Source organism: Aquitalea pelogenes (assembly GCF_041914625.1).
Classification (GTDB): Bacteria; Pseudomonadota; Gammaproteobacteria; order Burkholderiales; family Chromobacteriaceae; genus Aquitalea; species Aquitalea pelogenes.
In genome coordinates, this window is the sequence record NZ_JAYSDA010000001.1 from 341,374 (window position 1) to 367,452 (window position 26,079).

A 26,079-nucleotide genomic window follows, 5' to 3' on the forward strand; every position below is an offset into this window, starting at 1 on the left:
CAGCCATGCATGCACCTGAGGCTGTGGTGGTTCAGCCGCTGCCGGTGGTGGAGGACGCACTGGAGATTCCGGCGCTGACTGATGCGCTGGATGAGAATCTGCCTGTCCAGCCAGTAGCCACACCAGCTCCATCCGCCGTGAGTGCACCTGAGGCAGTGTCTGTTCAAGCTCTGCCCGAGGTGGAGGAAGAACTACAGATTCCCGATCTGTCGGACGAACTGGATATCGACTGGAACAGCATGGCGGAACAAGCGGCCCCGGTTGTGGCCGCTCCGCCTGACTTTGCCACTGCACCCGGCGAGCCAGTAGCCCCAGCAGAAACAGCACCGCATGTGCAGGTGGTTGATGCGCAGCCCCCGGTGCAGCCTGATCAGGCTCCAATCCTGCCAGCCGGGCTGTCCATTTCCCTGGATAGCCTGCCCGCTGGCGTGCTGGGCGGGGGTATCGGGCGGCTGGAAGAGGAAACCCCTTCAGCCAGTGAGTTGCTGGCCCGTGCGCAGGCGCTGGTGGATGCCACACCCGCATCGCTGGATGAAGTATTACGCGCAGCTGAGCAAACCCTGGCACAGCAGGATGCCCTGAACCAACCCCCGCAGACCGAAGCAGTGCGTGAGCAGAAGTCATTTACATCGCTGAGCGAAGCGGAGTTGATGGAAGCCATGGCGACCTTGCCCACCATGCAGCCCGCTACGTTGATCGACCAGGATTGGCCGGGGCTGGGTGACGATTCCCTGTCGCATGATGTCAGTGCTGGTTTGCAAGACGATAACGATATTCAGGCCGCATCTGCCTTGCTGCAGGATGCCGGTCTGGATGACCTGGCGCCGGTAGCCGCAGCGGTTCAATCGCCCGAATTGACAGCGCAGCACCTGCCCGTGCTGGATGAAGAGGAAAGCTGGCCTGGGCTGGGTGATGTCGATCGCGACAGTGAAACCGAGTTGTTGCTGTCGGACGAACCTGAAGTTGTCGTGCATGCAGTGCCTGAGCATGATGCAGAGTCAGGACAGGATGCGCCGGTATTGCTGACGCAGGACCTGCCCGTGCTGGATGAGGAGGAAAGCTGGCCGGGTTTGGGTGATGTTGATCGCGAGAATGAAACCGAGCTTAGCTTGCCGAATGAGTCTGATGCCTTGCAGCCTGTCGCAGCCAGCGCGCCAGTAACGTCATCGCCAGTATTGCCGGTATTGGACGAGGAGGCGGACTTGCCGTCTGCGGCGGCCAGCCACGTGCCCTCTGTCGACGCAATCGAAGTTGCGCCGCCAGCCACAGGTATCAGCACCCCGGTACAAGGCTTGTTTGCCGAGTCGCCCTTTGCCAGCGAACGCGAAGCCGCGCCACAAGCAGCCAGCGCCAAGACATTGCCCACCCCCGTAGTGCCGGAGGCCGAGCTGGAGCTGCCGGTGCTGACGGATGCCGAACCGGCTGATCCATCCGTGGCCGAGCCACTTGCCGATGTCACGGCTCCCTTGCCTGACAATAGCCCGGAGCCAATGCCGCCAGCCTCGCTGGAAACGCTGACCGGGGCCAGTTTTGCTGCTGCCATGCCACAGACGGAAGTCGCAGCCAGCACGGCAGCACCGGAAGCTGGCAAGTCGGTGGAGGTACTGAGTGTCGCCGCGGTGACCACCGCGGCGGCAGCGGCGGCCCTGATGAACCCGGCAGCCCGCAAGGAAGAGACCGTGGCCGTGGTGGACGAGCGTGCCCTGGTGGATGCCATGTATGAAAAACTGCTGCCACGCATGAAGGTGGAGCTGTCGCTGTGGCTGCAGGATGCGCTGGAATTGCAGGCCAAGAACATGCTGTCCGGGGTGATGCAGCAATTGAAGGAAGACTACGACATGTTGTTTGGTGAAACATTGAAGGAGAGCCTGCGCCAGGCCATTCTGGCCCTCGGGCGCGAGCAGCAGGGCCACCATGGCCCGAACAAGGAGCAGGACTGATGGGGCATCGGCTTTCACGTATTGTCACCCGTACCGGGGATGATGGCAGCACCGGCCTTGGTGATGGCAGCCGCGTGGCCAAGGACAGCTTGCGGGTGCAGGCGCTGGGCGATGTGGATGAACTGAATTCGGTACTGGGGGTATTGCTGGCCGAAAGCCTGCCAGCCGATGTGGTGGACCGTCTGTCGACGGTGCAACATGATCTGTTTGATCTGGGTTCCGAACTGGCGGTGCCGGGTTATGCAGCGCTCAAGCCAGAGCATGTGGCCGCGCTGGAAGAGTGGGTGGCACAGATGAATGCGGACCTGCCCATGCTCAAGGAATTCATCCTGCCCGGTGGTTCGCGACCGGCAGGCCTTGCGCATCAGGCCCGTTCCGTCTGCCGACGCGCCGAGCGCACCGTGGTGGCGGCAGCAAGGGAAGGGGAGATTTCACAGTCGGCACGTCAGTACCTCAACCGCCTGTCCGATGCCCTGTTCATTCTGGCGCGGCACCTCAACAAGGCGCTGGGCCAGCCCGACGTGCTGTGGCAGCCCAAGCGACACGATTGATCATCAACACTGACGAGTATTGTCAAACAAATAAGCCGCTGGATTCCAGCGGCTTTATATTTTTTACAACCCCTTCTCACTTTCTGAAAGGAACGCGAGGCTCCCTTCTTTGACCAGCAGGGCAAGGGCGGGGGGATTGGGAATAGACGGGAAGGCTGCGGAATCAATCAGTGAGTCGAAAGGCCCGGCTGTGCCGAGGCCAGTGCAATCGCACCAGATCACTTTGTCTACAGCCTGAAGCCGCTGGATTCCAGCGGCTTTTTTGCTTCCCGATCAGGCAGCAACGTGGCTGTCTGCGCTGGCAAGCACTTCGGCAGGCAAGTCCTCCAGCCATTGTTGCAAACGCTCTGCCGTGCGTTCCCAGCGGGTATCCAGCATCATCATGTGCCCCATGTGTGGCAGGATTTCCGCGTTCACATCCAGCCGTTCGGCGGTGGCCACCACATCCTGCGGCGAAATCAGCATGTCCTCGGCTGCTCCCAGCACCAGGGCGGGCAAGGGCGGGATGGCCGCTATCCCGAGGGGGTTGACCAGGGTCATGTCCATCACCGCCCGCTGGCTTTCCAGTTGACAGCGCTGTACCAGCAGGTCGGTGGTGCTGTCCGGTGCGTCGGCAGAGAGCAGCAGGTCGCGCAATTCGCTTTGGGCCGGGTTGTAGCTGCCTTGCTGATACAGGTTCAGGTTCAGCAACAAACCGGGTGCCTGGGTCAGAAGACGCAGGCTGGAGCTGGCCAGACCGGTCGGCGGGACCGATGCCAGAAAAGCGGCAGCCGGCAGGCGATGACGGATCAGGTATTGCTGCAGCACGAAGCCGCCCATTGAATGCCCGATCACGATGGGCGTACGCTTGATGCGTTTGATGGCGGAAGCAAGGTTACGCACATAGTCATCTATGCTGATGGCGGCCAGATACTGTCGCCCGTCGCTGTCGCCATGGCCTTCCAGGCTGAGCGCCCAGCAGTCATAGCCCAGGCGGGCAAACCAGGGCAGGAAGGTTTCCTGCCAGCACCATGCGGCACAGAATGCGCCGTGGACAAACAAAAGGGGCGGCGCTTGGCGCGCCGTCCCTGTTGCTGCCCCATGAATCAGTTCGAGGCGTGGTTGCATTGAATCAGAGTACCTCTCCGGCATGGTCTGCCAGTCGTGAACGTTCCCCGCGTTGCAGGGTGATATGGCCGGAATGTTCCCAACCCTTGAAGCGGTCCACCACGTAGGTGAGGCCGGAACTGCCTTCAGTCAGGTAGGGCGTGTCGATTTGCGAAATATTACCCAGACAGACTACCTTGGTTCCCGGACCTGCACGAGTGATCAGTGTCTTCATCTGCTTGGGCGTCAGGTTTTGCGCCTCGTCGATGATCAGGTATTTGTTGAGGAAGGTACGGCCACGCATGAAGTTGAGCGACTTTACCTTGATGCGCGAGCGCACCAGGTCGCGGGTGGCGGCACGGCCCCAGTCGCCGCCGTCGTCATCGCTCTTGTTCAGCACGTCAAGGTTGTCTTCCAGCGCACCCATCCACGGGGCCATCTTTTCCTCTTCCGTGCCCGGCAAAAAGCCGATGTCTTCACCTACCGGCACGGTGACGCGGGTCATGATGATTTCCGAATACAGCTTTTGTTCCAGCGTCATGGCAAGGCCGGCAGCGAGGGTTAACAGGGTTTTGCCGGTACCGGCCTGGCCGAGCAAGGTGATGAAGTCCACCTCGGGGTCCATCAGCAGGTTCAGCGCGAAGTTCTGTTCCCGGTTGCGCGCGGTAATGCCCCACACATTGTTTTTGTGGTGGCTGTAGTCCTTCAGGGTCTGGATGACGGCACTCTTGCCTTCCACCTTCACCACACGCGCCTGCAAAGGCTGCGGGCCTTCCTGCCACAGCATCTGGTTGATCAGCAGATTGGGAACATCCTGCCCCTTGACCTGGTAAAAGCTGCGGCCTTGTTCCTGCCAGGACTTCATGTCCTTGCCGTTGCGCTCCCAGAATGTTTCGTCGATTTCACGGGTGCCGGTATACAGCAGGTCGGAATCCTGCAGCACTTTGTCGTTGAAGTAGTCTTCGGCATCCAGGCCCAGCGCGCGGGCCTTGATGCGCATGTTGATGTCCTTGGAGACCAGGATGACCGAGCGCTCGGGATAGAGCTCCTTGAGGGCCATCACGATGCCGAGGATCTGGTTATCAGCCTTGCCCACGGGCAGTGAGGCGGGCAGTACGCTGTGAATGGCCTGGGTCTGCAGGATCAGCTTGCCGGTGGCGGCATCACGACTGGCATTTTTCAGCGTGATGCCGGCTTCGATCTTGTTTTCACATCCGCTGACAATATCGTCCAGAAAGCGGCTGGTCTGGCGGGCATTGCGCGCCACTTCCGACATGCCGCTCTTGTGGGCGTCCAGCTCCTCCAGCGTGATGATGGGGATGAAAACATCATGCTCTTCGAAGCGGTACAAACTGGTAGGGTCGTGCAGCAATACATTGGTGTCCAGAACGAACAGCTTGGTGGTTTTGCTTTTCTTACGGCTTACCATGATGGACCCCTTGGCGATGCAGAGCCCGGTCGGCAGACCGGGGCACTGCGTTAGAGAGTGTTTACAAAGGCAAGAACTTCAGCAGCATGACCGGGCACTTTCACTTTGCGCCATTCACGCACGATCACGCCAGCGGCATCGATCACGAAGGTGCTGCGCTCGATGCCTCTTACCTGTTTGCCGTACATGTTTTTCATTTTGATGACGTCAAACAGGGTACAAACGGTTTCTTCCGCATCGGATAGCAATTCAAACGGCAATTCCAGCTTGGCCTTGAAGTTTTCATGCGATTTGATGCTGTCACGCGAGATGCCGACAATGCTGACGCCGGCAGCGGCAAACTGGGCGTGCAGGTCGCGGAAATCCATGGTTTCGTTGGTGCAGCCCGGGGTGTTGTCCTTGGGGTAGAAGTAGATCACCAGCGGCTTGGACGCAGCGGAAAGAGAAAAGGTGGTGCCGGCGGTGCCGGGCAGGGTGAAGTCGGGGCAGGGTGTGCCTGACATGCAAGACTCCTGACGGTGGTGGTGGGTGGGAATACAACCGCCTTGCTTTGAGCTTAGCGGAAATTTCTGACTGTTGTCATCCTTATTCTGAACCGCTTTCCGCCTGATGACCACGTCGTATCAGCACCAGCAGCGCACCTTCCCCACCCATGGTTTCATTGGCCTGGCAGAAAGCCAGTACTTCCGGATGGTGACTCAGCCAGGTGCGCACCAGCTTTTTCAGTACCGGCTGGCCATTGGAGCCAAATCCCTTGCCGTGGATGATGCGCAAGCAGGGCCCGCGGTGTCGCGCGCGGTGCAGGAACAGGGCCAGAGCATCCTGCGCCTGATAGCGGTCCATGCCGTGCAGATCCAGCTGGCAGGCAACCGGCCAGTGGCCATTGCGCAAACGCTTGAGCGTCTGGCTGGGCATGCCGGGGCGGGAGTACTGCACCAGGCTGTCTTGCGGCTCGAACAGGCCTGTCATGTGGCGCAACATCTCCATTTCGGCCTGGTGTGACAGGGCGTGCTGACCGTGGCGATGACGCGGGTGAGGGCTGGGTTTCTTGTGCTGAGGGATATGACGCGGCTGGCATTTCAGCGGTTTGACATCGCTGAACAGCTGCTTGAAATCAGGTTCGGGTGGCGGAGCAGGGACAGACACCGGCGCGGCAGGGGTGTCACGCAGACGCCCCTGCCGGCGGATTTCCTTCAATGTATCCTTGAAGGCCTTCAAGATATTACTTCAGGCTGTCCAGATAGCGTTCTGCATCCAGTGCTGCCTGGCAACCGGAGGCTGCGCTGGTCACGGCTTGACGGTAGATGTGGTCCTGCACGTCACCGGCGGCAAACACGCCATCCACGCTGGTCAGGGTGGCATTGCCTTCGCGGCCGCCACGGGTGATCAGGTAGCCGGTGGCATCCATTTCCAGCTGGCCCTTGAAAATGTCGGTATTGGGCTGGTGGCCGATGGCGATGAACACACCCATCAGCTTGATGTCTTCGGTGCTGCCGTCATTGAATTTCAGGCGGGCACCGGTAACGCCGCTGTCGTCGCCCAGTACTTCATCCAGATTGGCATTCAGCTTCAGGGTGATCTTGCCTTCGGCCACGCGCGACATCAGCTTGTCGATCATGATCTTTTCGGCACGGAAGCTGTCGCGACGGTGAATCAGCGTGACATGCTTGGCGATATTGGCCAGGTACAGTGCCTCTTCCACGGCGGTATTGCCGCCACCAACCACGGCAACATCCTGATTGCGATAGAAGAAGCCATCGCAAGTGGCGCAGGCGGACACGCCCTTGCCGGCAAAAGCCTGCTCGGACGGCAGACCCAGGTATTTGGCAGATGCACCGGTGGCAATGATGAGCGCGTCGCAGGTGTATTCACCTGCGTCACCAACCAGGCGGATCGGCTTTTCATTCAGGTGGGTGGTGTGGATATGATCGAAGATCATTTCGGTGCCAAAGCGTTCGGCATGTTGCTGGAAACGCTGCATCAGTTCCGGGCCCATCACGCCGCTGGCATCGGCAGGCCAGTTGTCCACTTCGGTGGTGGTCATCAGTTGGCCACCTTGTGCCAGGCCGGTAATCAGCACCGGTTTGAGGTTGGCACGTGCTGCGTAAACGGCGGCGGTGTAGCCAGCAGGACCGGAACCAAGGATCAGGAGGGGGCTGTGACGGGTGTTGCTCATCGTGTTGTTCCTGTTTTAGGTCGTTGAACAGTCATTTTAGCAGCTTTGCCATGACAGAATGGCGCATGCGGTCTAAACTGGACTTGTTAAATCGTGTAATGAGTGCGGAGGTGGGGGCATGGACGGAATAAGTCAAGTAAGCGGACAGAATGTTTCATCGGCCACTCAGGTGTTCGCCCTGAAAAAATCACTGCAGGCCGAAGGCCAGTCGGTACTGTCGCTGGTGCAGGGTGCCAGCGATACAGGCACGCAAATCACCCAGGCATCGAACCCGGCCCATCTGGGACAAAGCATTGATGTACGGGCCTGAGCAGGCCTGACTGGAAAAGCGGCGCATGCCGCTTTTTTTACGCCTGTAAGAAATGCACTGTCGTCACGACCAATCAGCAGGAGGTGGCATATGAATCCCGGAAAAAGTTATTCCCTGCTGCTGTGCGTGTTGCTCTTGCCTGTCATTGCGGTCGCTGGGACGCCGCCGCCATTGCCCGGATGGTCCAGTTATCAGTCCGGAGACTATGCCGCTGCTTTTGCCATGTTCAAGGCGGGAGCCGAGCGAGGCGACAGGGTGGCGCAATATGATCTGGCCATGCTGTACTGGCGTGGTGAGGGCGTGCCGCGCAATCGCGAGCTGGCCTTGAAGTGGTTGCAAAAGGCGGTGGACGCGCAGCTGTCTTCAGCCCAGTTTGTGCTGGGCCAGGTATATGAAAGTGGTGATGGCTTGCCGCGTGACCTGCAACAGGCGACGCGCCTGTTTGAGGCGGCAGCCAGGCAGGGGCACCGGGATGCGCAGGTGAGCGTGGCCACGCAGTATTACCTTGGCCGAGGTGCGCCACAGGACTATGGCCGTGCAGCGCGCTGGTATCGGGCGGCGGCAGAGCAGGGCGATGTAGGGGCGCAGTATTTGCTGGCCAGCCAGTACGAGCATGGACTGGGGCTGAAGGAAGACTGGCGAGAGGCCGTGCGCTGGTATGCGCTTGCCGGACAACAGGGAGATCAGGCGGGTTTGCTGAAAGCCAGGGCACTGGCCGCAGAGCATGGTGTCAGATAGCCGAACCGAAATTAAAAAAGAGTACAAGGGAACGGACCCTTGTACTCTTTTTTGTATCAATCTAATTGGCGGACAGTTCAGGCCTGTTCGCTGACCCGGCGGCTGCTGGCCTGAGTAGAGCTCTCCAGCAGGGACTGGTTGCTCTGATACTGCGCGACGGCAATCTGGCCGCTGTTCTTCTGGTTTTCCAGCGTCTGCTGTGCCTGATTGCGAACCGGAGCGGACTGGCTGCTGGCAGTGGCATTGCTGTCGTTACTGCTGCGCTCGCCGTTGCGATTGCTGCTGGCCGTGATTTGGCGGCTGCGGCTGCTGACGGCTGCTGCCGAGGTGCTGCTGGCGGTACTGTCCGATTCACTGCTGGCCCGGCTGGCATTCACGGTACGCGTGCTGTCAGTGCTGACGCTGGTGGCCTGGCTGGATGTCAGCTGGCTTGCCAGCGCCTGTTCGATCTGGAAGCGGTTCTGGCTTTGCCGGGAAGGTTTGCTGACGACCGCTTGCTGGCTGCTGCCGCTGGCTTGCAGCTGTTGCGTAGTGCTTTCGTTACGGGTGGATGCCGAACTGCTGCTGTCTTCCGTGGCCTGGCTGGTGCTGGCTGCGCGACTGTTGCGGCTCTGCTGCAACAGGCTGGCCGTGGTGCTGGCACTGCTGCTTTGCAGGCGAGAGATGCTGTCCATGGCGCAACTCCTGATGAATGGGCTAACTCTGTGATTTTAGAACAAATTGTCCAGGGTTTGCTGATAAATCACCAGGCCGGGCCTGAAGTGTGTGATTACTTCAACAGTACCAATGCCAGCATGCGTTCCGCCAGTGCATCCACACTCAGTTCGCCCTCGGACTTGTACCACTGCACCGACCAATGCAGGCTGCCCAGCAGGGTGCGGCGCAGCAGGCGGGTATCCTGCTTGACCAGCCCGGCTGCAGCAGCTTCGTCCAGTACTTCTTGCCATAGTGCCTCGTAGCGGTCGCGCAGCACGATCAGGCCGGGTTTTGCCGCAGCAGAGACACTGCGCCATTCGTACAGCATCACCTCCAAAGCGGCCTGGTTATCACCCAGCAGCGAATTCAGATGAACATGGAACAGGGCGGACAGCTTGTCGCGCGGGCTGCGGGCGCGGGCAATGGCTTCGCTCAGTTGCTCGGTGGTGGCGGTGATGCCCAGCGCCATGACGGCCACCAAGATTTCTTCCTTGGTACGGAAGTGATAAAACAGACTGCCCGATTGCAGGCCCACCGCATTGCCCAGGTCACGCACGGTAGTGCGTTCGTAGCCTTGGTCGCGAAACAGTTTGGCAGCAGCCCGCACCAGTTCCATGCGGCGGCTGTTTTCCTCGGGCTGATTGTTCTTGTCTTGTGCGCTCATGGTTCAGCCTATGTACTACGGGTCAGTTGAATGGTGGTCTTGCCCAGTTCGGGCAGAAAACGTTGTGCAGCCTGCCATGCCAGGTCCGGGCCCAGTTGTTCCAGACAGTTGGTGTGCTGGTAGGGACACTTGCGTTCGAAGCAGGGGCTGCAGTCCAGATTGAGACTGACTACCGCTGCCTGATCCGACAGCGGGGGAGTGAAGTCCGGGCTGGAGGAGCCGTACAGCGCAACCAGCGGTTTGCCAAGGGCGGCCGCTACGTGCATCAGGCCGGAGTCGTTGCAGACGGCAAGCCGGGTCAGGCCCATCAGGTCGATGGCTTCCTCCAGCCCGGTGCTGCCGCACAGATTGGTGGCTGTGTCATCGGCCAGGCGGGCGATGTCATCGCCGATTTCCTTGTCCTTGCCCGAGCCGAACAGCCAGACGGCAAAGCCGGCAGCAGCAAAACGCTTGGCCAGTTCGGCAAAATGGCGGGCCGGCCAGCGTTTGGCCGGGCCGTATTCTGCACCCGGGCAGAAGGCGACAATCGGGCGGCTGGTGTCCAGTTGCAGGCGACGGGCGGTTTCCAGCTGGCTTTGCGGATTGGTGACCAGTGCCGGATGGTCGATTGGGCGAGGCAAGGAGGTGTTGCGCTCCTCGGCCAGCGCGCAGAAGCGCTCCACCATCATGGGCAGTTCCTGCTCGTCCAGTTCGCGGGTGTCGTTGAGTATCCAGTAGCGTGATTCGCCAATAAAGCCAGTGCGTAGCGGTATGCCGGCAAAGAAGGGAATCAGGGCCGATTTGATGGAGTTGGGCAGCACGATGGCCTGATCGAAGCCTTCGGCCTTGAGCTTGCGGGCGGTTTCCCAGCGTTCGCGCAAGCGCAGTGCGCCGTGGCCGAAAGGGTTGAGGTGTGCTTTGGCTACTTCCGGCATGCGTGCTAGCAGGGGAAGAGTCCAGGCCGGGGCAAATACATGCAGTTCCAGGCCGGGGTGGCGCTGGTGCAGCCGCTGGTAAAGAGGCTGGGCCATGACGCTGTCGCCCACCCACGAGGGGCCGATGACCAGTATTTTTTTCTTCATGAAGGGTTCCGCTTCCAAATCAGCGCCAGCCTGGGGGCGGGTGGCAGCAAGCTGGCGTTGATTTGGTGAGCGGGCAAGCGAAAAAGGTGCGGAAGCCCGCACCTTTCGCATGCCGTCGGCCAGGCCTGGGCTTAGTGGTGGTGTCCGACCGGGCCAACCAGCTTGTACTGGGTGCCACAGTAGGGGCACAGTGCTTCACCGGTTTTGTGTACCGGCAGGAAAACGCGCGGGTGGGAGTTCCATGCCACCATGTCCGGCATCGGGCAGTGCAGGGGCAGGTCCTTCGCGGTGACTTCGATGACGCGACGGGTATTTTCTTTGAGTTCAGCCATTGTCTTTCCTTGTCAGGCCGGCAGCGCCGGCCCTTGCTGCTTGGGTGTGTTTACTTGACGTAGGTCAGCCAGTGTTCGTGTTCGGCATCCAGGCCCTTCACGATATTGAAGTACTTTTGCTGGATGGCTGCGGTGATCGGGCCGCGCGTGCCTTCGCCGATGGCACGGCGATCCAGTTCGCGGATCGGGGTGACTTCGGCGGCAGTACCGGTGAAGAAGGCTTCGTCGGCGCTGTAGACTTCGTCGCGGGTGATGCGTTTTTCAATGATTTCCAGGCCTTGCTCCTGGGCAATCTGCACCACGGTGTCGCGGGTGATGCCTTCCAGGGCGGAGGTGAGGTCCGGGGTGTAGAGCTTGCCCTTGCGCACGATGAAGATGTTCTCGCCCGAGCCTTCTGCCACGAAACCGTCCACGTCCAGCAGCAGGGCTTCGTCATAGCCGTCTGCCGTGGCCTCGTTGTTGGCGAGGATGGAGTTCATGTAGTTGCCGTTGGCCTTGGCCTTGCACATGGTGATGTTGACATGATGACGGGTGAAGGAGGATGTCTTCACGCGGATGCCTTTTTCCAGGCCTTCTTCACCCAGGTAGGCACCCCACGGCCATGCAGCCACGATGACTTGCACATCATCTTTTTTGGGTGCGACACCCAGTTTGCCCGAGCCGTAGAAGGCCATCGGGCGGAAGTAGCAGGAGGACAGCTTGTTGGCTTTCACCACGTCCAGATGAGCCTGGTTGATCTCGTCCTTGCTGAAGGGCAGGTTCATGCCCAGGATCTTGGCGGAGCGGAACAGGCGGTCGGTGTGATCCTGCAGGCGGAAAATGGCCGGGCCCTTGGGGGTTTCGTAAGCGCGCACGCCTTCAAACACGCCCATGCCGTAATGCAGGGTGTGGGTCAGTACGTGGGTGGTGGCATCGCGCCAGTCAACCAGTTTGCCGTCATACCAGATGAATCCGTCACGATCTGCCATCGACATCTTGGAGCTCTCCGTCATTGTGTTTTGTTAGCAGGCGATTATACCGCCAGTGTTGCCGTTGTGAACCGTCACCGGTGAAAAACCCGGTCAGGTCAGGCTGTCTGCGCCAAAAACCTGTAGCCACAGCGCCTGGGTTTGCTGGTAGTGCTGGCGCAGTGTGTCGTTGACTTCCACCTTGCTGCTTTCGTTCAGTCGTGCCGCATGCTGCAGTTTGCGGTAGTAGCGGTAGGCGCTGCGACCCTGTTCGGCCAGCGCGTGACTCACCAGCCCGGCCTCGGCAGCCACCGCCAGCAGGGCAATATTGCCGGTATTGCCGGTGAAGGCCGGCAGCTGGCGGGCATGGGCCAGAATCAGGTACTGCACGATGAATTCGATGTCGATGATGCCGCCGCGCGCATGTTTGACGTCGTGCTCGTGTGGCGGGTGGCTTTCCAGCATGCGCTGGCGCATGCCAAGCACTTCGCTGCGCAGGGTGTCGTGGTCTCGCTGCAGGGTGAGTACATCGTGACGTATCGTTTCAAAACCCTTGCCGATGGTGCTGTCGCCGGCGACGTAACGGGCGCGGGTCAGTGCCTGGTGCTCCCATACCCAGGCTTGTTTTTCCTGATAGTTGCGGAAGGCCTGCAGCGAGCTGACCAGGAGGCCGCTGGCGCCATTGGGGCGCAGGCGCAGGTCGATGTCGTACAGGATGCCGGCACTGGTGGCGCTGGTCAGCCAGGTGGACATCTTGCGTGCCAGGCGCGAGTAAAGCTCGGTGGCGTCCGGGTGTTCGTCGTCGTAGAGGAAGATGATGTCCAGATCCGAGGCGTAGCCCAGCTCCTTGCCGCCCAGCTTGCCGTAACCAATGATGGCAAAGCACGGTGTATCGGTATGGCGGCTGGGAATGTCGCGCCAGGCGTGGCGCAGCGTGGCATCCAGCACGGTGTCGGCCAGCATGGACAGCTGGTCGGACAGGGCTTCCACCGTCCACATGCCGGCAATGTCCTGTGCCACCAGGCGGAAAGCCTGGGCGTGCTGGAAGTGGCGCAGGGTGTCCATCTTGGCTTCGATGTCGCCGTCGGATTGCTGCATTTGCTGTTCCAGCTGGGCCGCGAGCGTAGGCCAGTCGGGCGTCGCGTACAGCACGCGGGCATCCAGCAGTTCGTCCAGCAAGATGGGGTGGCGCGTCAGGTAGGTGGATACCCAGGCGCTGGCCGAGCACAGTGTGGCCAGGCGTTGCAGGGTTTGCGGGTATTCGGTGAGCAGGGCCAGGTAGGACGCGCGTCGGCTGATGGCTTCCATCAGCCCGATGATGCGCGACAGGGTGGCTGCCGGATTGGGGAAGTGGGTGGATACCTCGATCAAGGGAGGCATCAGTGCATCAAATTTCTTGCGACCCGCCAGTGGAATCTGCTGGTAGCGCTGGCTTTGTGCCAGTGCACGCAACTGCCCGGTGACGCCGGGCACATCGTCAAACCCCAGGGTGGTGAGCTGGGGGGAGGGGTCTTGTTCGCCAATGTCATTCCACAGGCAGGACAGTGGATGGTCCGGCGCGGTTTCGGTGGGCAGGATGAAAACCTGCTCGAAGTGACGCGTTACCTTGCGCCGTTCGGTGTTGAGCGCATCCAGGAAGGCGGGCCAGTTCTGATAGCCCATGCTGTGGGCAATCTTGATCTGGTTTTCTTCACTGCCGGGCAGGGTTTGGGTCTGCTGGTCGTCCAGGTATTGCAGGCGATGTTCCAGATTGCGCAGGAAGGCATAGGCTTCTTGCAGCTCGGCCACGGCGGCCGGTTCCAGCAGGCGCAATTCGGCCAGCCGGTCCAGCGTGGCGCGGGTGCTGCGCAGTTGCAGGGTTTTGTCGCGGCCGCCGCGAATCAGCTGGAACACCTGTGCGATGAATTCCACCTCGCGGATGCCGCCCGGCCCCAGCTTGATGTTGTCGGCCATGTCGCGCCGGGCCACTTCGCGGCGGATCTGGGCGTGCAGCTCGCGCATGGCACCGTAGGCGTTGTAATCCAGATACTTGCGATAGACAAAGGGACGCACCATGTCAGCGAGGCCGGCCACATCGCCGGTCAGTGCCTTGGCCTTGATCCAGGCGTAGCGCTCCCATTCCCGGCCCTGGGTGAGCAGGTAGTTTTCCAGCGCCGGGAAGCTCATCACCAGCGGGCCGGAATCGCCATACGGTCGCAGCCGCATGTCGACGCGGAATACCTGGCCGTCCAGGGTGACATCGTTGATCAGGCTGATGATGCGCTTGCCGACCTGACTGAAGTATTCGTGATTGCTGATCTTGCGCGGGCCACTGGTTTCGCCGCCTTCGGGGTAGATGAAGATCAGGTCGATGTCGGACGATACATTCAGCTCGCCACCACCCAGCTTGCCCATGCCGATGACGATGAGTTGCTGGACTTCCCCGCTGTCCTCGCCAATGGGCTGGCCGTATTGCGGCAAGGCGCGACAGGCTGAAGCCAGTGACTGCTGAACGGCAAATTCGGCCAGTTGGCTGATGGTGCTGACCACTTCGTCGAGGCTGGCCAGCCCGTTATGGTCCCGGGTGATCAGCCGGGCCATCACCGCCTGGCGCAGCCGTCGCAGAGCGGCGCTCATGTCTTCCGGGCTGTCCAGTGCGTCCCACGGTGCAAAGCCTGCCATTTCGGCAGCATCAAACGGATGCAGCAGGCGTGCTTGCAACAACGCCAGTTGCTCTGGCCGTGCCGTCAGCAGGCGGTCCAGATAAAGTGAAAAGGCACGGCTCTGGGCAATGGCATGCTCCGGGTTTGCTGGCATAATGGCGCTGCACTCGCTGGTTGGTCCTGATAACACTTCATTGTATCGGTTTAGCTCATTTGGAAAAGCCCCTGTATCTGCTTGCCAGAATCCACGTCATCCGCTTGCTGCGCAGAGTCCTGCGCATCGCCGGCCTGTTGCTGGTGCTGGCAATCCTGATGATCGGCAGCGCATTTTCCGTGTTCAACTGGTGGTTTCTGCCCCGGCTGGAGCAGTTTCGCCCGCAGCTGGAACACAGCCTGTCCGAAGCCAGCGGGCGGCAGGTCAGCATTGCCGCCCTGTCCGGGCAGTGGCAGTGGCAGGACATGGCTCCGCAGCTGCAACTGGGCGGGCTGCGCATTGCCAACCCGGTGAGCGGCGATGCGCTGACCTTGCAACAGGTGACGGTGCTGCCTTCCTGGTTGTCGCTATTGTCCTGGCAACCTCTGTTTTCCAGCATTGTGATCCAGGGGCCCAGTGTGGCGCTGGTGCGCAATGTCGATGGTCACATCCTGCTCAACGGTTTTGACTTGTCGGCCAGTCCGGCCCGCCCGGAAGCTGCCGGGAGCGAGCCCTCCGCCAACTGGCTGCTGCGCCAGCGCCGTATTGAAATCAGCCAGGCGCATATCAGCTGGGAAGACAAAATGTTCGGCCTGCCACGGCTGGACTTGCAAGGTGGCCAGCTGGTCCTGGGCAAAACCCTGCTGGGCCACCGCCTGACGCTGTCCGGCCGGCCGGTGGTGACGCTGGGCAAAGGCTTTGACATGGAATTGTCCTGGCGTGGCAATGATTTCAGCCAGTGGCGTGACTGGTCGGGTAATGCGCGGGTGCGGCTCAATGGCGCGCAGGCCGGCATGTTGTCGCGCTATATGGAAAAAGTCGGTCTGGTGAATCGTGGCGAGGGCAGTGGCACGCTGGAGGCTGATTTTTCCGACGGCCATATCAACAGCTTGCAGGCCGATGTCAGCATTCACAATGCCGCCTATACCCCGCGGGATGCCCACACACTGGTTCTGCCTGTGATCAGCGGCAAGTTGCAGCTGGAACGCTCGGCCAAGGGGGCGTATGTCATCAATGCGTCCAATCTGACCCTTGCCAGTTCCAGTGGGCTGGCTTTCGACAATTCCAGTATTCGTGGCGACTGGTTGCCGGGCGAGCAAGGGCATGGCCAGTTGACGCTGGATAATGTCAATGTGGCCCATCTGACGCCGTTCATCCGTGCGCTGGGAGGGGATGGCAATTCGCTGTTTTCCCGCTTTGCACCCAGCGGCCAGCTGAAAAACCTGTCGCTAGGCTGGACCGGGCCGCTGCAGTCGCCGCGTCAATATACGGTGGCCACCCGTTTTGATTCGCTGGCCTGGCAGGCCTTTGCCACGGTACCGGGTATCAGCGGTGTCAGTGGCTCACTGCGTTTTGGCGAGCAGGGCGGCAGCCTGCAACTGGATAGCCGTCATGCCACGCTGAATTATCCGGTGGTGTTTCCGCAGCTGCTGAATTTTGACCGGCTCAATGCCCGCGTGGACTGGAAAAACCAGGGCAAGCAAACCGATGTCGATTTTCAGGATGTCAGTTTTGCCAATGCCGACCTGACGGGGCGGTTTGGCGGCCATTATCACCACGGTGAAAGCGGCCCCGGCGTGGTGGACTTCACCGCCAGTGTGGATCAGGTGGCGGCTGAACGGGTGCCGGCCTATCTGCCGCATGCGGTGGGAGAGGATACCCTGCGCTGGCTGAAGCAGGCCTTGCTGGGTGGTACTGCGCGTGATGTGCGCATGATTCTGAAAGGCGATCTGGCCGACTTCCCCTTTGCCGGTGGCAAGGGCGGGCAGTTCAGCGTGGACGCCAAGGTGGAGCAGGGCAAGCTGCTGTATGAAAAAGGCTGGCCCACCATCGACAACATTCAGGCCGATCTGGGTTTCCATAACGAAAAAATGCTGATTGCCGCCCGTTCAGCCAGCACGCTGGGTGTGCCTTTGTCAGCCGTGCAGGTGGGCATAGACAATCTGGGTGCCACCCCGCCGGTGCTGACGGTGCAAGGGCGGGCGCAAGGGCCGCTGGCCAGCATGTTGAAGTTCACTACTGCCAGTCCGGTGGACGGCTGGCTGGATGGCTTTACCGGCAATCTGCAAGCTGGTGGCAACGCTGCGCTCAATCTCAAGCTGGGTATTCCTCTCTCGGGTCATGAAACGCCCAAGGTGCGTGGCGATATCCTGCTGTCCGGCAATCAGCTGGGTTTCCGGACGCTGCCGATTCCGCCGCTGTCGCAGGCGCAAGGCACGCTGACCTTTACCGAACATGGAGTGGAATCCAGTGGCGTGGCATTCAAGGCGCTGGGCGGAGCCTTTGTATTGAAGGCAGCCAGTACAGCGGCCGGACGCATGAATTTTGATATCCGTGGCGAGGCCGACAGCAAGCTGGCGCTGGACCGCTATCTGCCGGTGCTGTCCCCTTACGTCAGTGGTCATGCGCCGTTCGGCATCCAGTTTGCCGTGCAAAAAGGGTTGGAGAACCTGACGGTGCAGTCCGGCTTGCAGGGCGTCAGCATTCTGGCCCCGGCTCCGGCAGGCAAACCGGCGGCGGACGTGCTGCCGTTGTCATTGCGGGTGACGCCTGGCAAGACGGCACAACAGCCGGTACGGCTGGATCTGGATGTCGGCACCGTGGCCAGCGGCAGCCTGTTGCTGGATGAGCACGGCAATCTGAAAACCGGGGTAATTGCCTCCGGTCGCCCGGTGGGCAAGCAACCGGATGAGGGCTTGTTATTGCGTCTGGCTGCGCCGAAGGTGGATTTGCCCGCCTGGGTGGATGCCATTGCCGGGCCTTCCGGTTTGCATGGCAATGCGGCAACTGCGGGCAAGTCCTTGCAGATTGACCTGCCTTTGCAGATTGATCTGGAAACACCGCAGCTGGACAGCTGGGCTGGCAGTCTGCACAAGGTGACTGCCAGCCTTGGCAACCGGCGGATTCGCCACGGCTGGTCGCTGGATGTCCGGGCGCATGAAATGAGTGGCAATATTGAATACTTGCCGGAAGGAAACGGCCTGCTGCGCGCCAATCTGGCATATGCGCTGCTCAATCCGCCGGAAAAAGGCAGTGCGGCGGATGGCGACAACACGATGTCGGACAAGGGCGACTGGCCGGCACTGGATATCCATGTGGGCGACCTAGTGTACCAGAACCGCTCGGTGGGTAAGCTGGATGTGCGGGCGCGTCGCGAAGGGCGTGACTGGTTGCTCAATCCCTTGCGGCTGGATGCGGCCGAAGGCAGTTTGCAGGGTAGCGTCCGGGTGCGGCGCAGCGAGGATGGCAAGGAAGTGGATGCCCGTTACCGGGTAGACAGTACCGATGTAGGCAAACTGCTGGCCCGCGTGGGCTTGCAGGACACTTTCCGCAAGGGCGAAGGCACGCTGGCGGGCAATATGCGTTGGCCGGGCGGCTTGTTCGATCTCAGTGTCAAACAGCTGTCCGGGGACATGACCCTGTCTTTGAAGAACGGCCGCTTTGCCAAGGTGGACCCGGGTGCAGCCCGTCTGCTCGGGGTGTTGAGCCTGCAATCGCTTACCCGCCGGGTGAAGCTGGATTTCACCGATGTATTCAGTGACGGTTTTGCCTTTGACTCCATTACCGGAGATGCCCGCATCAGCAAGGGTGTATTCGTTTCTGATAATGTGCACCTGAAAGGGCCGGCAGCGGATGTCTTCCTCAGCGGGCAGGTGAACCTGGCCAGCGAAACCCAGGATGTCCACATCAAGGTACAGCCCCATCTGGCCGAGAGCGTGGCGCTGGCTGCGGGTGCAGCACTGCTCAACCCCGTGGTGGGTGTGGCAGCACTGGCGGCACAGAAAGTATTCCAAGATCCGGTCGGCAAGATTTTGTCGGTCGAGTACGACCTGACCGGTTCCTTTGCCAACCCGAAGGTGGAGAAACGGGCCGTGGAACCTTTGAGAAACAGCAAGCGGATCATCACACCATGAAACAGAAATTTATAGCAGCTGCCGTGCAGATGGTGTCCGGTACCGATGTGGCAGCCAATCTGGCCCGTGCCGCAGCGCTGGTGGCCAAGGCCGCTGCCGTAGGAGCGGCTTTTGTGGTGCTGCCGGAATATTTTTGCCTGATGGGCAGAAAAGATGGCGACAAGGTAGCCATCTGCGAAGAAATGGGCAGTGGCCCCTTGCAGACTGCCCTGGCCGCGATGGCGCGTGACAACAAGGTGTGGCTGGCCGCCGGCACCATTCCGTTGCAGAGCCCCGAAGCAGGCAAGGTATTCAACACCACGCTGGTGTTCGACCCCGATGGCGTGGTGCAGGCCCGCTACGACAAGATCCATCTGTTTGGCTATACCGGTAATGGCGAGCGCTATTGCGAGTCGGACAGCATTGTTGCCGGACATGAGCCGGTAAAGGTGGATATTGGGCTGGCAGAAGTTGCCTGCGGCATTTGTTACGATTTGCGCTTTCCCGAGCTTTTCCGCAAGCTTGCGCCGTTTGACGTGATGATATTGCCCGCCGCATTCACGGCCACCACCGGCGAAGCCCACTGGGAGGTGCTGATGCGAGCACGCGCCATTGAAAACCAGTGCTTCGTGATTGCCTCTGGCCAGGGGGGGACCCACGAGAATGGCCGCAAGACCCATGGCCAATCCATGATTATCGATCCCTGGGGGCGCATTCTGGCGCAACAGGCCAGCGGCGAAGGTGTCGTGCTGGCCGAACTCGACCCCGCATTGCTGCAATCGGTGCGTAGCGGCCTGCCCGCGCTGGCGCACCGTGTGCTTTGACAGAAAGACCCACCATGCAAGACGCTTTCACCATTGCCGATCAACTGCTGCTCTCGCCTTTTGGCGTGGATGAGTCCGTGATCGAAAAAACCTTCTCCCGCATGCGCCAGCATGCCGTGGATTACGCCGACCTCTATTTCCAGTACACCCGCAGCGAGGGCTGGAGCCTGGAGGAGGGCATTGTCAAATCCGGCAGTTTCAGCATCGATCAGGGTGTGGGCGTGCGGGCGGTGGCAGGCGACAAGACAGCCTTTGCCTATTCCGATGATATCGGAGTGGATGCCATTACCCGCGCCGCTGATGCGGTCCGCGCCATCGGTCTGGCCGGTGGGGATGGCAGTGCCGGCCGCCAGTCGCCGCAGCGCGCGCGTGACCTTTATCCGGCCATCGACCCGTGTTACAGCCTGGAGGCCGCAGCCAAGGTGGCCTTGCTGGAAAAGGTGGAAAAACTGGCCCGCGCCATGGACCCGCGCGTGTTGCAAGTGATGGCCGGCGTCGCCTCGGAATACGATGTGGTGTACGTGGCCCGCCATGATGGCGTACGCGCTGCCGATGTGCGTCCGCTAGTGCGGCTGTCGGTCCACGTGATCGTCGAGCACAACGGCCGGCGCGAGCAGGGTTCTGGCGGCGGCGGTGGCCGTTTCGACCTGACCCGCTTTGACGATGCACTGGTGGAGCAATATGTGCGTCAGGCGGTGGATCAGGCCCTGATCAATCTGGAGGCACGTCCGGCACCTGCCGGGCAAATGACCGTGGTGCTGGGCTCCGGCTGGCCTGGGGTGTTGCTGCATGAAGCCATTGGTCATGGCCTTGAGGGCGACTTCAACCGCAAGGGCACATCGGCATTCTCCGGCAAACTGGGTCAGCGTGTGGCTGCTCCGGGCGTGACGGTGGTGGATGACGGCACGCTGGATGGCCGTCGTGGTTCGCTGGCCATTGACGACGAAGGCAACCAGACCAACCGTACCGTGCTGATCGAGGACGGCATCCTCAAGGGCTATATGCAGGACGCCATGAATGCCCGGCTGATGCAGGTGGCACCCACCGGCAATGGCCGGCGCGAGTCCTATGCGCATATCCCGATGCCGCGCATGACCAACACCTACATGCTGGGTGGCCAGCATGACCCGGCAGAGATCATCGCCTCGGTGAAGGACGGCCTGTATGCCGCCAATTTTGGTGGTGGTCAGGTGGACATCACCAGCGGCAAGTTCGTGTTTTCCGCTTCGGAAGCCTGGCGTATCGAAAACGGCAAGCTCACCTATCCGGTCAAGGGCGCTACGCTGATCGGTAACGGGCCGGATGTACTGGGCCATGTTTCCATGATCGGTAACGACATGGCGCTGGATCAGGGTGTGGGCGTCTGCGGCAAGGAAGGTCAGAGCGTGCCGGTGGGCGTGGGGCAGCCCACCTTGCGCATCGATGGCGGCCTGACAGTGGGCGGAACGGCGGGCTGAGCGGAATTTTTCTGTCATGAGGCACAGTAAGGCCGTACAGGCCTGCGTTTGCCTGTTGCTGCTGCTGACTGGCTTGTGCGCCAGCGGCGTTGCCCTGGGCCAGGATTTTGTCGTCGCCGTCGAGGAGTCGGACAACCATCCCTTTGAGTATGTGCAGGGGGATGGCAAGGCCCATGGTGGCTTTCATCTGGAAGAAATCGACCAGGTGGCTACACGGCTGGGCTGGCATGTGATTTACAAGCCCATGCCCTGGCAACGCGCTTTGCGCAGCTTGCAGCTGGGGCAGGTGGATGCGCTGAGTTATCTGGCCCGCACGGCGGAGCGTGAACGCTTCGCGGTGTTCCTGCCGGCAGCCATCCAGCACCGGCAATATGCCGGCCTGTTTGTCCGCCGCAACCAGCAGCAGCGCTTTCCCGACAGCCATGACCCCTGCCGTTATGCCGGGTTTCGCATGGCCGCGGCCAGCAATTATTTCTATGGGCAGACCGTGCAGGATGCCATGCAGAAGTGCTGGAAGATCGACATGAATGCCAGCTCCAAGGAAGAAGTGTTTTCCAAGCTGCTGGCCGGGCGCATCGACATTGCCGTGGCTTATGGTACTTCACTGCAGTCGCTGGAAGTGGCCATGCCGGGCTTGTCCTCCCAGGTGGTGGCCCTGCGTCAGCCGCACTGGCTGATAGGGGATTTCTATCTTGGTTTTTCCCGCAAGGCCATGCCGACCGGGCGGATAGACGCTTATGTGGATGCGCTGCGCCGTTACCGTCAGAGTGCTGCTTACCAGCAGCTGGTGCAGAAATACAATATGAAATCCTTTCTGCCCTGAACCTGCTTCAGGCTGTCCGGGCCGTTGCCGGGCGGGCTGGCAGTCCGCTGTGTGCGGTGTTTGATTCTGAATTTTTCCGGGGGATGCATGGTCAGGCTGGAGGATGTGCAGATTCTGCTGCAAACCGCGCAGCTGGGCAGCTTGTCTGCCGCTGCACGCGCGCTGGATATCAGCCCGGCGGTGGCCAGTGCAGCACTCAAGCGTCTGGAGCAGGAACTGGGCTGTCGTCTGTTGGTGCGTTCCACCCGCAGCCTGCGGCTGACTGCTGACGGAGAGCGTTATCTGGCACATGCCACGGTGGCGCTGGAAGCCTTGCAGGCGGGTGCCCAGGCATTGGCTGCCGGCAGGGAGGCGCTGCAAGGGCTGCTCAGCCTGTCCATGCCATCCGATATTGGCCGGCAACGGCTGCGCCCGTGGCTGGATGAGTTTCTGGCCGAGCACCCCGCCGTACGCTTGCAACTGCATATCAGTGACCGGCTGGCCGATTTGTACCGCATGCCGGTGGATCTGGCCTTGCGCTATGGCGTACCTGAAGATTCCAGCCTGGTGGCACTACCCTTGCTGCCGGATAACCGCCGCGTGCTGTGTGCTGCACCGGACTACCTGGCCCGTCATGGCCATCCGCTCAAACCCGAAGACCTGTCCGCGCATGCCTGCCTGCGTTTCGTGCTGGGGGATGCCTTGCACGAGCGCTGGCGCTTTGGCCATCAGGGAGAGTGGGTCAGTGTGCCGGTGGATGGACGGTTCAAGAGCGACGACGGGGAAATCGTGCGTCGTTGGGCACTGGCCGGGCTTGGTATTGCCTACAAGTCCAGACTGGATGTGATGGACGATCTGCGGGCCGGTACCTTGAAGGCCTTGCTGCCGGAATACCAGACCGAGCGGGCTCCTCTCTATCTGGTATGCCCGCACCGGATGATGCTGTCGCCGCTGGTGGTGCGTCTGCGCGAATTCCTGCAGCAGCGCCTGCAACACCATGTCGCGGCGCTGCCGTAAGGCCGCTTAGCCCTGGGTGCTGATCAGGCTGCCTACCGAAGATGCATACTGGTTGGTCTGGCTGTTTTGCAGGTTTTGCAGCAGTGCAGTCAGGAAGGATTGCAGATTGGCCGAAGTGCTGCTGCCGGAGGTACTGGAGTCACTGGCGCTGGTACTGCTGCTGCCTTGCACGCTGGAGAGCAGATTGTTGAAGTCGTTCTGCAGGGTGCTCAAGGTGCCGGAATTGCTGGACGTGCCACTGGATAGCTGCTGAATCAGGCTTTGCAACTGGCTTTCCGCATTGCCATAAGTGGAAGTGCTGGCCGTGCTGCTGTCACTGCTGCTATCGCTATTGCTGCTGGACTTCAACGCGGCAAACAGGTCGTGCATGAAAGTGTGCATGGCCTGTCTGGGGTTTTGCGTGCTGCCCGTGCTGCTGACGCTGTCGTCGTCCCCATCGTCATCCGGCGGTGGCGGCGGAGGGGCTTGCAGGCTGGCAAGTGCGCTATTGCTGTTGCTATTCGTGTTGCTGCTGCTGGCACTGCTGCTGGTCGGCGCTTGCAGGGTGATGCCCAGTTGGCTTAATGCCTGCTCCACGCTTTGCATGAAGGCGTCGCTACCGCTGCCACGGTGTTTGCCATGGTGACGGGTTTCGCCGGTGCCGGAGGTACTGCCGGAGGACTGGCTGCTGGTGAGCCCGTAAATGGAAGTGCTGCTGCTGATGCCCGAGATGCTCATGATGATGGCTCCTGATCCGAGTGCGTGAGCGGTGCGCAGTCGCCAGTCATGCCCAATGGCTGCAGGCGGGCGCGATGCCGGGTAACAGGCAAGTTCCAGGCCAGTAAATAACGGTAAAGACGTAAATAAATGTTAGGAAATGTTAGCGAATGTGGGGGCGTGCGGAAAAGCGCCGGCATTCTGCTAAGGTTGCGCCTGATTGCGCTGTTTTCCTGGTGGTAGTGGCGGAAATAATTGCCGCCACCGCCTGGGCAGCGTGCTGCAGAGATGACCGGAATCCATGGCTTACAGTGACTTGCCGGCGTTTTTGTCCGGCAGGCAGGCAAATTCTGCCGCTGTAAAGGGTGGTAGCCGCCGCAGATGAGAGAGGGACCCGGGCAGGGCAAGCAAGCGGCTACCGTCATGCATGATGCGCGCTTGTACTGTTAATAACGGTTAGCCCGGTGTAAAGCGCCATCAAGCGGTGTAAATGGCGGTAAAACTTCACCCGCGCCGTGTCGTGATGTGGATCATGTCTGCCGAAAGCCTCCGGGAGAGGGGGGCGACAGAATAATCAGGATGGAAAATGCGAATACTGCTGGTGGATGACGATATTGAGTTGGCCGACATGCTGGGTAGCTATCTGGAGCGTGAGGCGTGTGAGGTGCACAAGGTGAGCGATGGCACCAGTGCCGTGGTGCAGGCGCTGTCAGGGCAGTTTGACCTGATGGTGCTGGACGTGATGATGCCCGGCATCAGCGGAGTGGAGGTGCTGCGCCGGGTGCGCGAGCACAGCATGCTGCCCATCCTGATGCTCACCGCCCGTGGCGACGATACCGACCGGGTGCTGGGTCTGGAATTGGGTGCAGATGACTATGTCCCCAAGCCCTGCACGCCACGCGAACTGCTGGCCCGCATACGTGCCATCCTGCGCCGCATCGGCAATCAGGCACAGCCTGCGCACGAAATAGACATGCTGCGTGAAGGCCCACTCACCATGTGGCCGGGCGAGCGCCGGGCGCAATGGGGTGACACCGTGCTGGAACTCACCAGCACCGAATACAGCTTGCTGGAGCTGCTGGTGCGCAATGCCGGTCAGCCGGTCGGCAAGGATATCCTGTCCAAGCAGGCCTTGGGACGGCCGCTGGCACGCTTCGATCGCAGTGTCGACGTGCACATGAGCAGCATTCGCCAGAAGCTGGCGCGGGTTGCGCCGGGCCGTATCTGCATCCAGACCGTGGTCCGCCGCGGTTACCAGTTCATCAAGGCCTGAGATGGGACGCTTGTTCTGGAAGCTGTTCCTCATACTATGGCTGGCGCAAATCTGCACCGTGGTTGGCGTGGGGGCGGTTTTCTGGTTCAAGCACCGCAGCGAAACGGCGGCTGCCATTGAACAGCATCACCCGATGGACGGGACGGTGCTGGACATGGCCGCCGCCTTGCTGCGTCATGAAGGCCCTGCCGGCTTGCGCCAGCAGCTGGAGGGCATGAAATCGCGTGGTCGTGATTATCTGTACATTCTGGATGATCAGGGGCATGAATTGCTGGGGCGCGCCGCGCCTGGGCCGGATCTGTTCAATCATCGTCCGGCAAGGGAAGTCAGCCTGGCCGATGGCACGCACTACCGGCTGGTGTTGTTGCCACCGGGGCCACCGCCTGAAGGCCGTCCCGGCCAGCCTCCTGGCATGCCGGGACGTCCACCGGAAGAGCCTGGTCCGGTGCCATTGGTACCGATTTTCGCAGCCTTGCTGGCCAGTTTGCTGTTTGGTGCCATTCTGGCGCGTTATCTGTCCAAGCCGATTCACCTGATGAGTGAAGCGTTCCAGTCGGTGGCCAAGGGCGAGATGGATGTCAATTTGGCAGGCAAGATGGGGGGGCGGCGTGACGAGCTGGCCGATCTGGGCCGTGATTTTGACAGTCTGGCCAAGCGGCTCAAGCAGCTGATCATCGGTCAGCGTCGCCTGTTTCATGATGTTTCGCACGAATTGCGCTCGCCGCTGGCCAGGCTGAATGCCGCCATTGATCTGGCGCGCCAGCAGCCGGATCAACTGGAAACATGGCTGGGGCGCATCGAGCGCGAATCCGGCCGCATGGATACCCTGGTGGGCGAGGTGCTGGCATTGGCCAGGCTGGATGCCGAGGGCGCGCAGCATCCGCCGGAACGCTTGCCGCTCGACTTTGTGCTGGAAGAATTGATTCCGGATGCCGAGTTCGAGGCGCAGGCCAACGACTGCAGCATCGTGCTACTGCAATGTGATATGGCCGAGGTGATGATGCAGCCGGAATTGCTGTCCCGTGCGCTGGAGAATGTCATCCGCAACGCCATTCACCATACGCGCAAGGGTAGTGCGGTGTCGCTGGCGGTGAGACGCACAGAAAACGAGGTCAACATCGAAGTGAGTGACTGTGGCCCTGGTGTGCCGGAGCACGAACTGGAAACCATCTTCGAGCCTTTTTTCCGCAGCGAGCAAAACAGCCAGCCGGGAGGCTACGGCCTGGGCTTGGCTATGGCGCAACGTATCGTGCACACCCATCAGGGCAGGATTCGCGCCAGTAATCTGCCGCAGGGCGGGCTGTGTGTCAGCATCACCCTGCCGCTGGCAGTAGCGGACTGCTAGGTCCGCT

Annotated in this window: 22 protein-coding genes and 1 pseudogene; 11 read left to right on the forward strand and 12 right to left on the reverse strand. The window is 60.9% G+C overall.

Going from position 1 to position 26,079, the window contains the following annotated elements; translation table 11 throughout:
* A partial coding sequence (locus tag ACE3SE_RS01735) for a hypothetical protein (RefSeq protein ID WP_374553543.1) occupies positions 1–1,940 on the forward strand: 1,940 nt, incomplete at its 5' end.
* Positions 1,940–2,491 carry a cob(I)yrinic acid a,c-diamide adenosyltransferase gene (locus ACE3SE_RS01740; protein ID WP_374553544.1) on the forward strand — a complete coding sequence of 184 codons (552 nt, stop codon included), beginning with the start codon at positions 1,940–1,942 and terminating at the stop codon, positions 2,489–2,491. The genes ACE3SE_RS01735 and ACE3SE_RS01740, both read left to right, overlap by 1 nt.
* A 273-nt stretch (positions 2,492–2,764) precedes the next feature.
* On the opposite strand, the gene ACE3SE_RS01745 is transcribed toward ACE3SE_RS01740, so the two are convergent.
* The 5 genes from ACE3SE_RS01745 to trxB all read right to left on the reverse strand — a co-directional run bounded on the left by ACE3SE_RS01745 (position 2,765) and on the right by trxB (position 7,182).
* Positions 2,765–3,598: an alpha/beta hydrolase gene (locus ACE3SE_RS01745; protein WP_131359413.1), complete on the reverse strand. Its 834-nt coding sequence runs from the start codon at positions 3,596–3,598 to the stop codon at positions 2,765–2,767.
* Positions 3,599–3,602: 4 nt separating this feature from the next.
* A complete protein-coding gene (locus ACE3SE_RS01750; RefSeq protein WP_045845100.1) occupies positions 3,603–5,006 on the reverse strand; it encodes a PhoH family protein in 1,404 nt (467 codons plus the stop codon).
* A 50-nt stretch (positions 5,007–5,056) separates the two neighbouring features.
* The gene (locus ACE3SE_RS01755; RefSeq protein ID WP_374553546.1) at positions 5,057–5,509 is read right to left on the reverse strand and encodes a peroxiredoxin; all 453 of its coding nucleotides are present in this window, start codon (positions 5,507–5,509) and stop codon (positions 5,057–5,059) included.
* An 82-nt stretch (positions 5,510–5,591) separates the two neighbouring features.
* Positions 5,592–6,224: a Smr/MutS family protein gene (locus ACE3SE_RS01760; protein WP_374553548.1), complete on the reverse strand. Its 633-nt coding sequence runs from the start codon at positions 6,222–6,224 to the stop codon at positions 5,592–5,594.
* Positions 6,225–6,228: 4 nt separating this feature from the next.
* Complete coding sequence (gene trxB / locus ACE3SE_RS01765; RefSeq protein WP_062789245.1) at positions 6,229–7,182, reverse strand: thioredoxin-disulfide reductase; 954 nt, start codon at positions 7,180–7,182, stop codon at positions 6,229–6,231.
* 118 nt (positions 7,183–7,300) lie between these two features.
* On the opposite strand from trxB, the gene ACE3SE_RS01770 reads away from it, so the two are divergent.
* Both ACE3SE_RS01770 and ACE3SE_RS01775 read left to right on the forward strand, forming a co-directional pair.
* Positions 7,301–7,492 carry a putative motility protein gene (locus tag ACE3SE_RS01770; protein WP_374553550.1) on the forward strand — a complete coding sequence of 64 codons (192 nt, stop codon included), beginning with the start codon at positions 7,301–7,303 and terminating at the stop codon, positions 7,490–7,492.
* Positions 7,493–7,582: 90 nt separating this feature from the next.
* Positions 7,583–8,230: a tetratricopeptide repeat protein gene (locus tag ACE3SE_RS01775; RefSeq protein WP_045845096.1), complete on the forward strand. Its 648-nt coding sequence runs from the start codon at positions 7,583–7,585 to the stop codon at positions 8,228–8,230.
* 77 nt (positions 8,231–8,307) lie between these two features.
* Here ACE3SE_RS01775 and ACE3SE_RS01780 read toward each other — a convergent pair whose 3' ends face one another.
* The 6 genes from ACE3SE_RS01780 to glnE all read right to left on the reverse strand — a co-directional run bounded on the left by ACE3SE_RS01780 (position 8,308) and on the right by glnE (position 14,726).
* Positions 8,308–8,904 (reverse strand): hypothetical protein, encoded by a 597-nt coding sequence (locus ACE3SE_RS01780; protein ID WP_374553553.1) that lies wholly within the window; start codon positions 8,902–8,904, stop codon positions 8,308–8,310.
* A 95-nt stretch (positions 8,905–8,999) separates the two neighbouring features.
* Positions 9,000–9,590, reverse strand: coding sequence for a TetR/AcrR family transcriptional regulator (locus ACE3SE_RS01785; protein WP_045845094.1), 591 nt, complete (start codon positions 9,588–9,590; stop codon positions 9,000–9,002).
* A gap of 8 nt (positions 9,591–9,598) precedes the next feature.
* Positions 9,599–10,651, reverse strand: a complete 1,053-nt coding sequence (gene waaF / locus ACE3SE_RS01790) for a lipopolysaccharide heptosyltransferase II (protein WP_374553555.1) — start codon at positions 10,649–10,651, stop codon at positions 9,599–9,601.
* Positions 10,652–10,782: 131 nt separating this feature from the next.
* Complete coding sequence (locus ACE3SE_RS01795; protein WP_045845093.1) at positions 10,783–10,983, reverse strand: zinc-finger domain-containing protein; 201 nt, start codon at positions 10,981–10,983, stop codon at positions 10,783–10,785.
* 50 nt (positions 10,984–11,033) lie between these two features.
* Positions 11,034–11,957 (reverse strand): branched-chain amino acid transaminase, encoded by a 924-nt coding sequence (locus ACE3SE_RS01800; protein WP_082086304.1) that lies wholly within the window; start codon positions 11,955–11,957, stop codon positions 11,034–11,036.
* Between the two features lie 87 nt (positions 11,958–12,044).
* The gene (glnE, locus tag ACE3SE_RS01805; protein WP_374553558.1) at positions 12,045–14,726 is read right to left on the reverse strand and encodes a bifunctional [glutamate--ammonia ligase]-adenylyl-L-tyrosine phosphorylase/[glutamate--ammonia-ligase] adenylyltransferase; all 2,682 of its coding nucleotides are present in this window, start codon (positions 14,724–14,726) and stop codon (positions 12,045–12,047) included.
* A gap of 59 nt (positions 14,727–14,785) precedes the next feature.
* Here glnE and ACE3SE_RS01810 point away from each other — a divergent pair, with 59 nt between their 5' ends.
* The 5 genes and pseudogenes from ACE3SE_RS01810 (at position 14,786) to ACE3SE_RS01830 (ending at position 22,758) form a co-directional block, all read left to right on the forward strand.
* A complete protein-coding gene (locus ACE3SE_RS01810) occupies positions 14,786–18,679 on the forward strand; it encodes a YhdP family protein (protein ID WP_374553560.1) in 3,894 nt (1,297 codons plus the stop codon).
* On the forward strand, positions 18,676–19,482 hold the full coding sequence (locus tag ACE3SE_RS01815) for a carbon-nitrogen hydrolase family protein (RefSeq protein ID WP_374553561.1): 807 nt from the start codon (positions 18,676–18,678) through the stop codon (positions 19,480–19,482). The genes ACE3SE_RS01810 and ACE3SE_RS01815 overlap by 4 nt, the downstream gene beginning before the upstream one ends.
* A 98-nt stretch (positions 19,483–19,580) precedes the next feature.
* Positions 19,581–20,939 (forward strand): annotated as a pseudogene (tldD, locus tag ACE3SE_RS01820) (metalloprotease TldD); the annotation flags it as partial.
* Positions 20,940–20,955: 16 nt separating this feature from the next.
* Entirely contained in the window at positions 20,956–21,762 is an 807-nt protein-coding gene (locus tag ACE3SE_RS01825) for a substrate-binding periplasmic protein (protein ID WP_374553563.1), read from the forward strand.
* An 87-nt stretch (positions 21,763–21,849) separates the two neighbouring features.
* Entirely contained in the window at positions 21,850–22,758 is a 909-nt protein-coding gene (locus ACE3SE_RS01830) for a LysR family transcriptional regulator (protein ID WP_374553564.1), read from the forward strand.
* Between the two features lie 6 nt (positions 22,759–22,764).
* On the opposite strand, the gene ACE3SE_RS01835 is transcribed toward ACE3SE_RS01830, so the two are convergent.
* On the reverse strand, positions 22,765–23,475 hold the full coding sequence (locus ACE3SE_RS01835) for a hypothetical protein (protein WP_374553566.1): 711 nt from the start codon (positions 23,473–23,475) through the stop codon (positions 22,765–22,767).
* Between the two features lie 565 nt (positions 23,476–24,040).
* On the opposite strand from ACE3SE_RS01835, the gene ACE3SE_RS01840 reads away from it, so the two are divergent.
* Both ACE3SE_RS01840 and ACE3SE_RS01845 read left to right on the forward strand, forming a co-directional pair.
* Positions 24,041–24,727 carry a response regulator transcription factor gene (locus tag ACE3SE_RS01840; RefSeq protein WP_045845086.1) on the forward strand — a complete coding sequence of 229 codons (687 nt, stop codon included), beginning with the start codon at positions 24,041–24,043 and terminating at the stop codon, positions 24,725–24,727.
* A 1-nt stretch (position 24,728) separates the two neighbouring features.
* Positions 24,729–26,072, forward strand: coding sequence for an ATP-binding protein (locus ACE3SE_RS01845; protein ID WP_374553568.1), 1,344 nt, complete (start codon positions 24,729–24,731; stop codon positions 26,070–26,072).
* Positions 26,073–26,079: the final 7 nt, after the last annotated feature.

Coding starts and splice junctions, on each gene's coding strand:
- ACE3SE_RS01740 (WP_374553544.1), top strand. CDS start 1,940: ATGGGGCATCGGCTTTCACGTATTGTCACCCGTACCGGGGATGATGGC.
- ACE3SE_RS01745 (WP_131359413.1), bottom strand. CDS start 3,598: ATGCAACCACGCCTCGAACTGATTCATGGGGCAGCAACAGGGACGGCG.
- ACE3SE_RS01750 (WP_045845100.1), bottom strand. CDS start 5,006: ATGGTAAGCCGTAAGAAAAGCAAAACCACCAAGCTGTTCGTTCTGGAC.
- ACE3SE_RS01755 (WP_374553546.1), bottom strand. CDS start 5,509: ATGTCAGGCACACCCTGCCCCGACTTCACCCTGCCCGGCACCGCCGGC.
- trxB (WP_062789245.1), bottom strand. CDS start 7,182: ATGAGCAACACCCGTCACAGCCCCCTCCTGATCCTTGGTTCCGGTCCT.
- ACE3SE_RS01770 (WP_374553550.1), top strand. CDS start 7,301: ATGGACGGAATAAGTCAAGTAAGCGGACAGAATGTTTCATCGGCCACT.
- ACE3SE_RS01775 (WP_045845096.1), top strand. CDS start 7,583: ATGAATCCCGGAAAAAGTTATTCCCTGCTGCTGTGCGTGTTGCTCTTG.
- ACE3SE_RS01780 (WP_374553553.1), bottom strand. CDS start 8,904: ATGGACAGCATCTCTCGCCTGCAAAGCAGCAGTGCCAGCACCACGGCC.
- ACE3SE_RS01785 (WP_045845094.1), bottom strand. CDS start 9,590: ATGAGCGCACAAGACAAGAACAATCAGCCCGAGGAAAACAGCCGCCGC.
- waaF (WP_374553555.1), bottom strand. CDS start 10,651: ATGAAGAAAAAAATACTGGTCATCGGCCCCTCGTGGGTGGGCGACAGC.
- ACE3SE_RS01795 (WP_045845093.1), bottom strand. CDS start 10,983: ATGGCTGAACTCAAAGAAAATACCCGTCGCGTCATCGAAGTCACCGCG.
- ACE3SE_RS01800 (WP_082086304.1), bottom strand. CDS start 11,957: ATGTCGATGGCAGATCGTGACGGATTCATCTGGTATGACGGCAAACTG.
- glnE (WP_374553558.1), bottom strand. CDS start 14,726: ATGCCAGCAAACCCGGAGCATGCCATTGCCCAGAGCCGTGCCTTTTCA.
- ACE3SE_RS01815 (WP_374553561.1), top strand. CDS start 18,676: ATGAAACAGAAATTTATAGCAGCTGCCGTGCAGATGGTGTCCGGTACC.
- ACE3SE_RS01825 (WP_374553563.1), top strand. CDS start 20,956: ATGAGGCACAGTAAGGCCGTACAGGCCTGCGTTTGCCTGTTGCTGCTG.
- ACE3SE_RS01830 (WP_374553564.1), top strand. CDS start 21,850: ATGGTCAGGCTGGAGGATGTGCAGATTCTGCTGCAAACCGCGCAGCTG.
- ACE3SE_RS01835 (WP_374553566.1), bottom strand. CDS start 23,475: ATGAGCATCTCGGGCATCAGCAGCAGCACTTCCATTTACGGGCTCACC.
- ACE3SE_RS01840 (WP_045845086.1), top strand. CDS start 24,041: ATGCGAATACTGCTGGTGGATGACGATATTGAGTTGGCCGACATGCTG.
- ACE3SE_RS01845 (WP_374553568.1), top strand. CDS start 24,729: ATGGGACGCTTGTTCTGGAAGCTGTTCCTCATACTATGGCTGGCGCAA.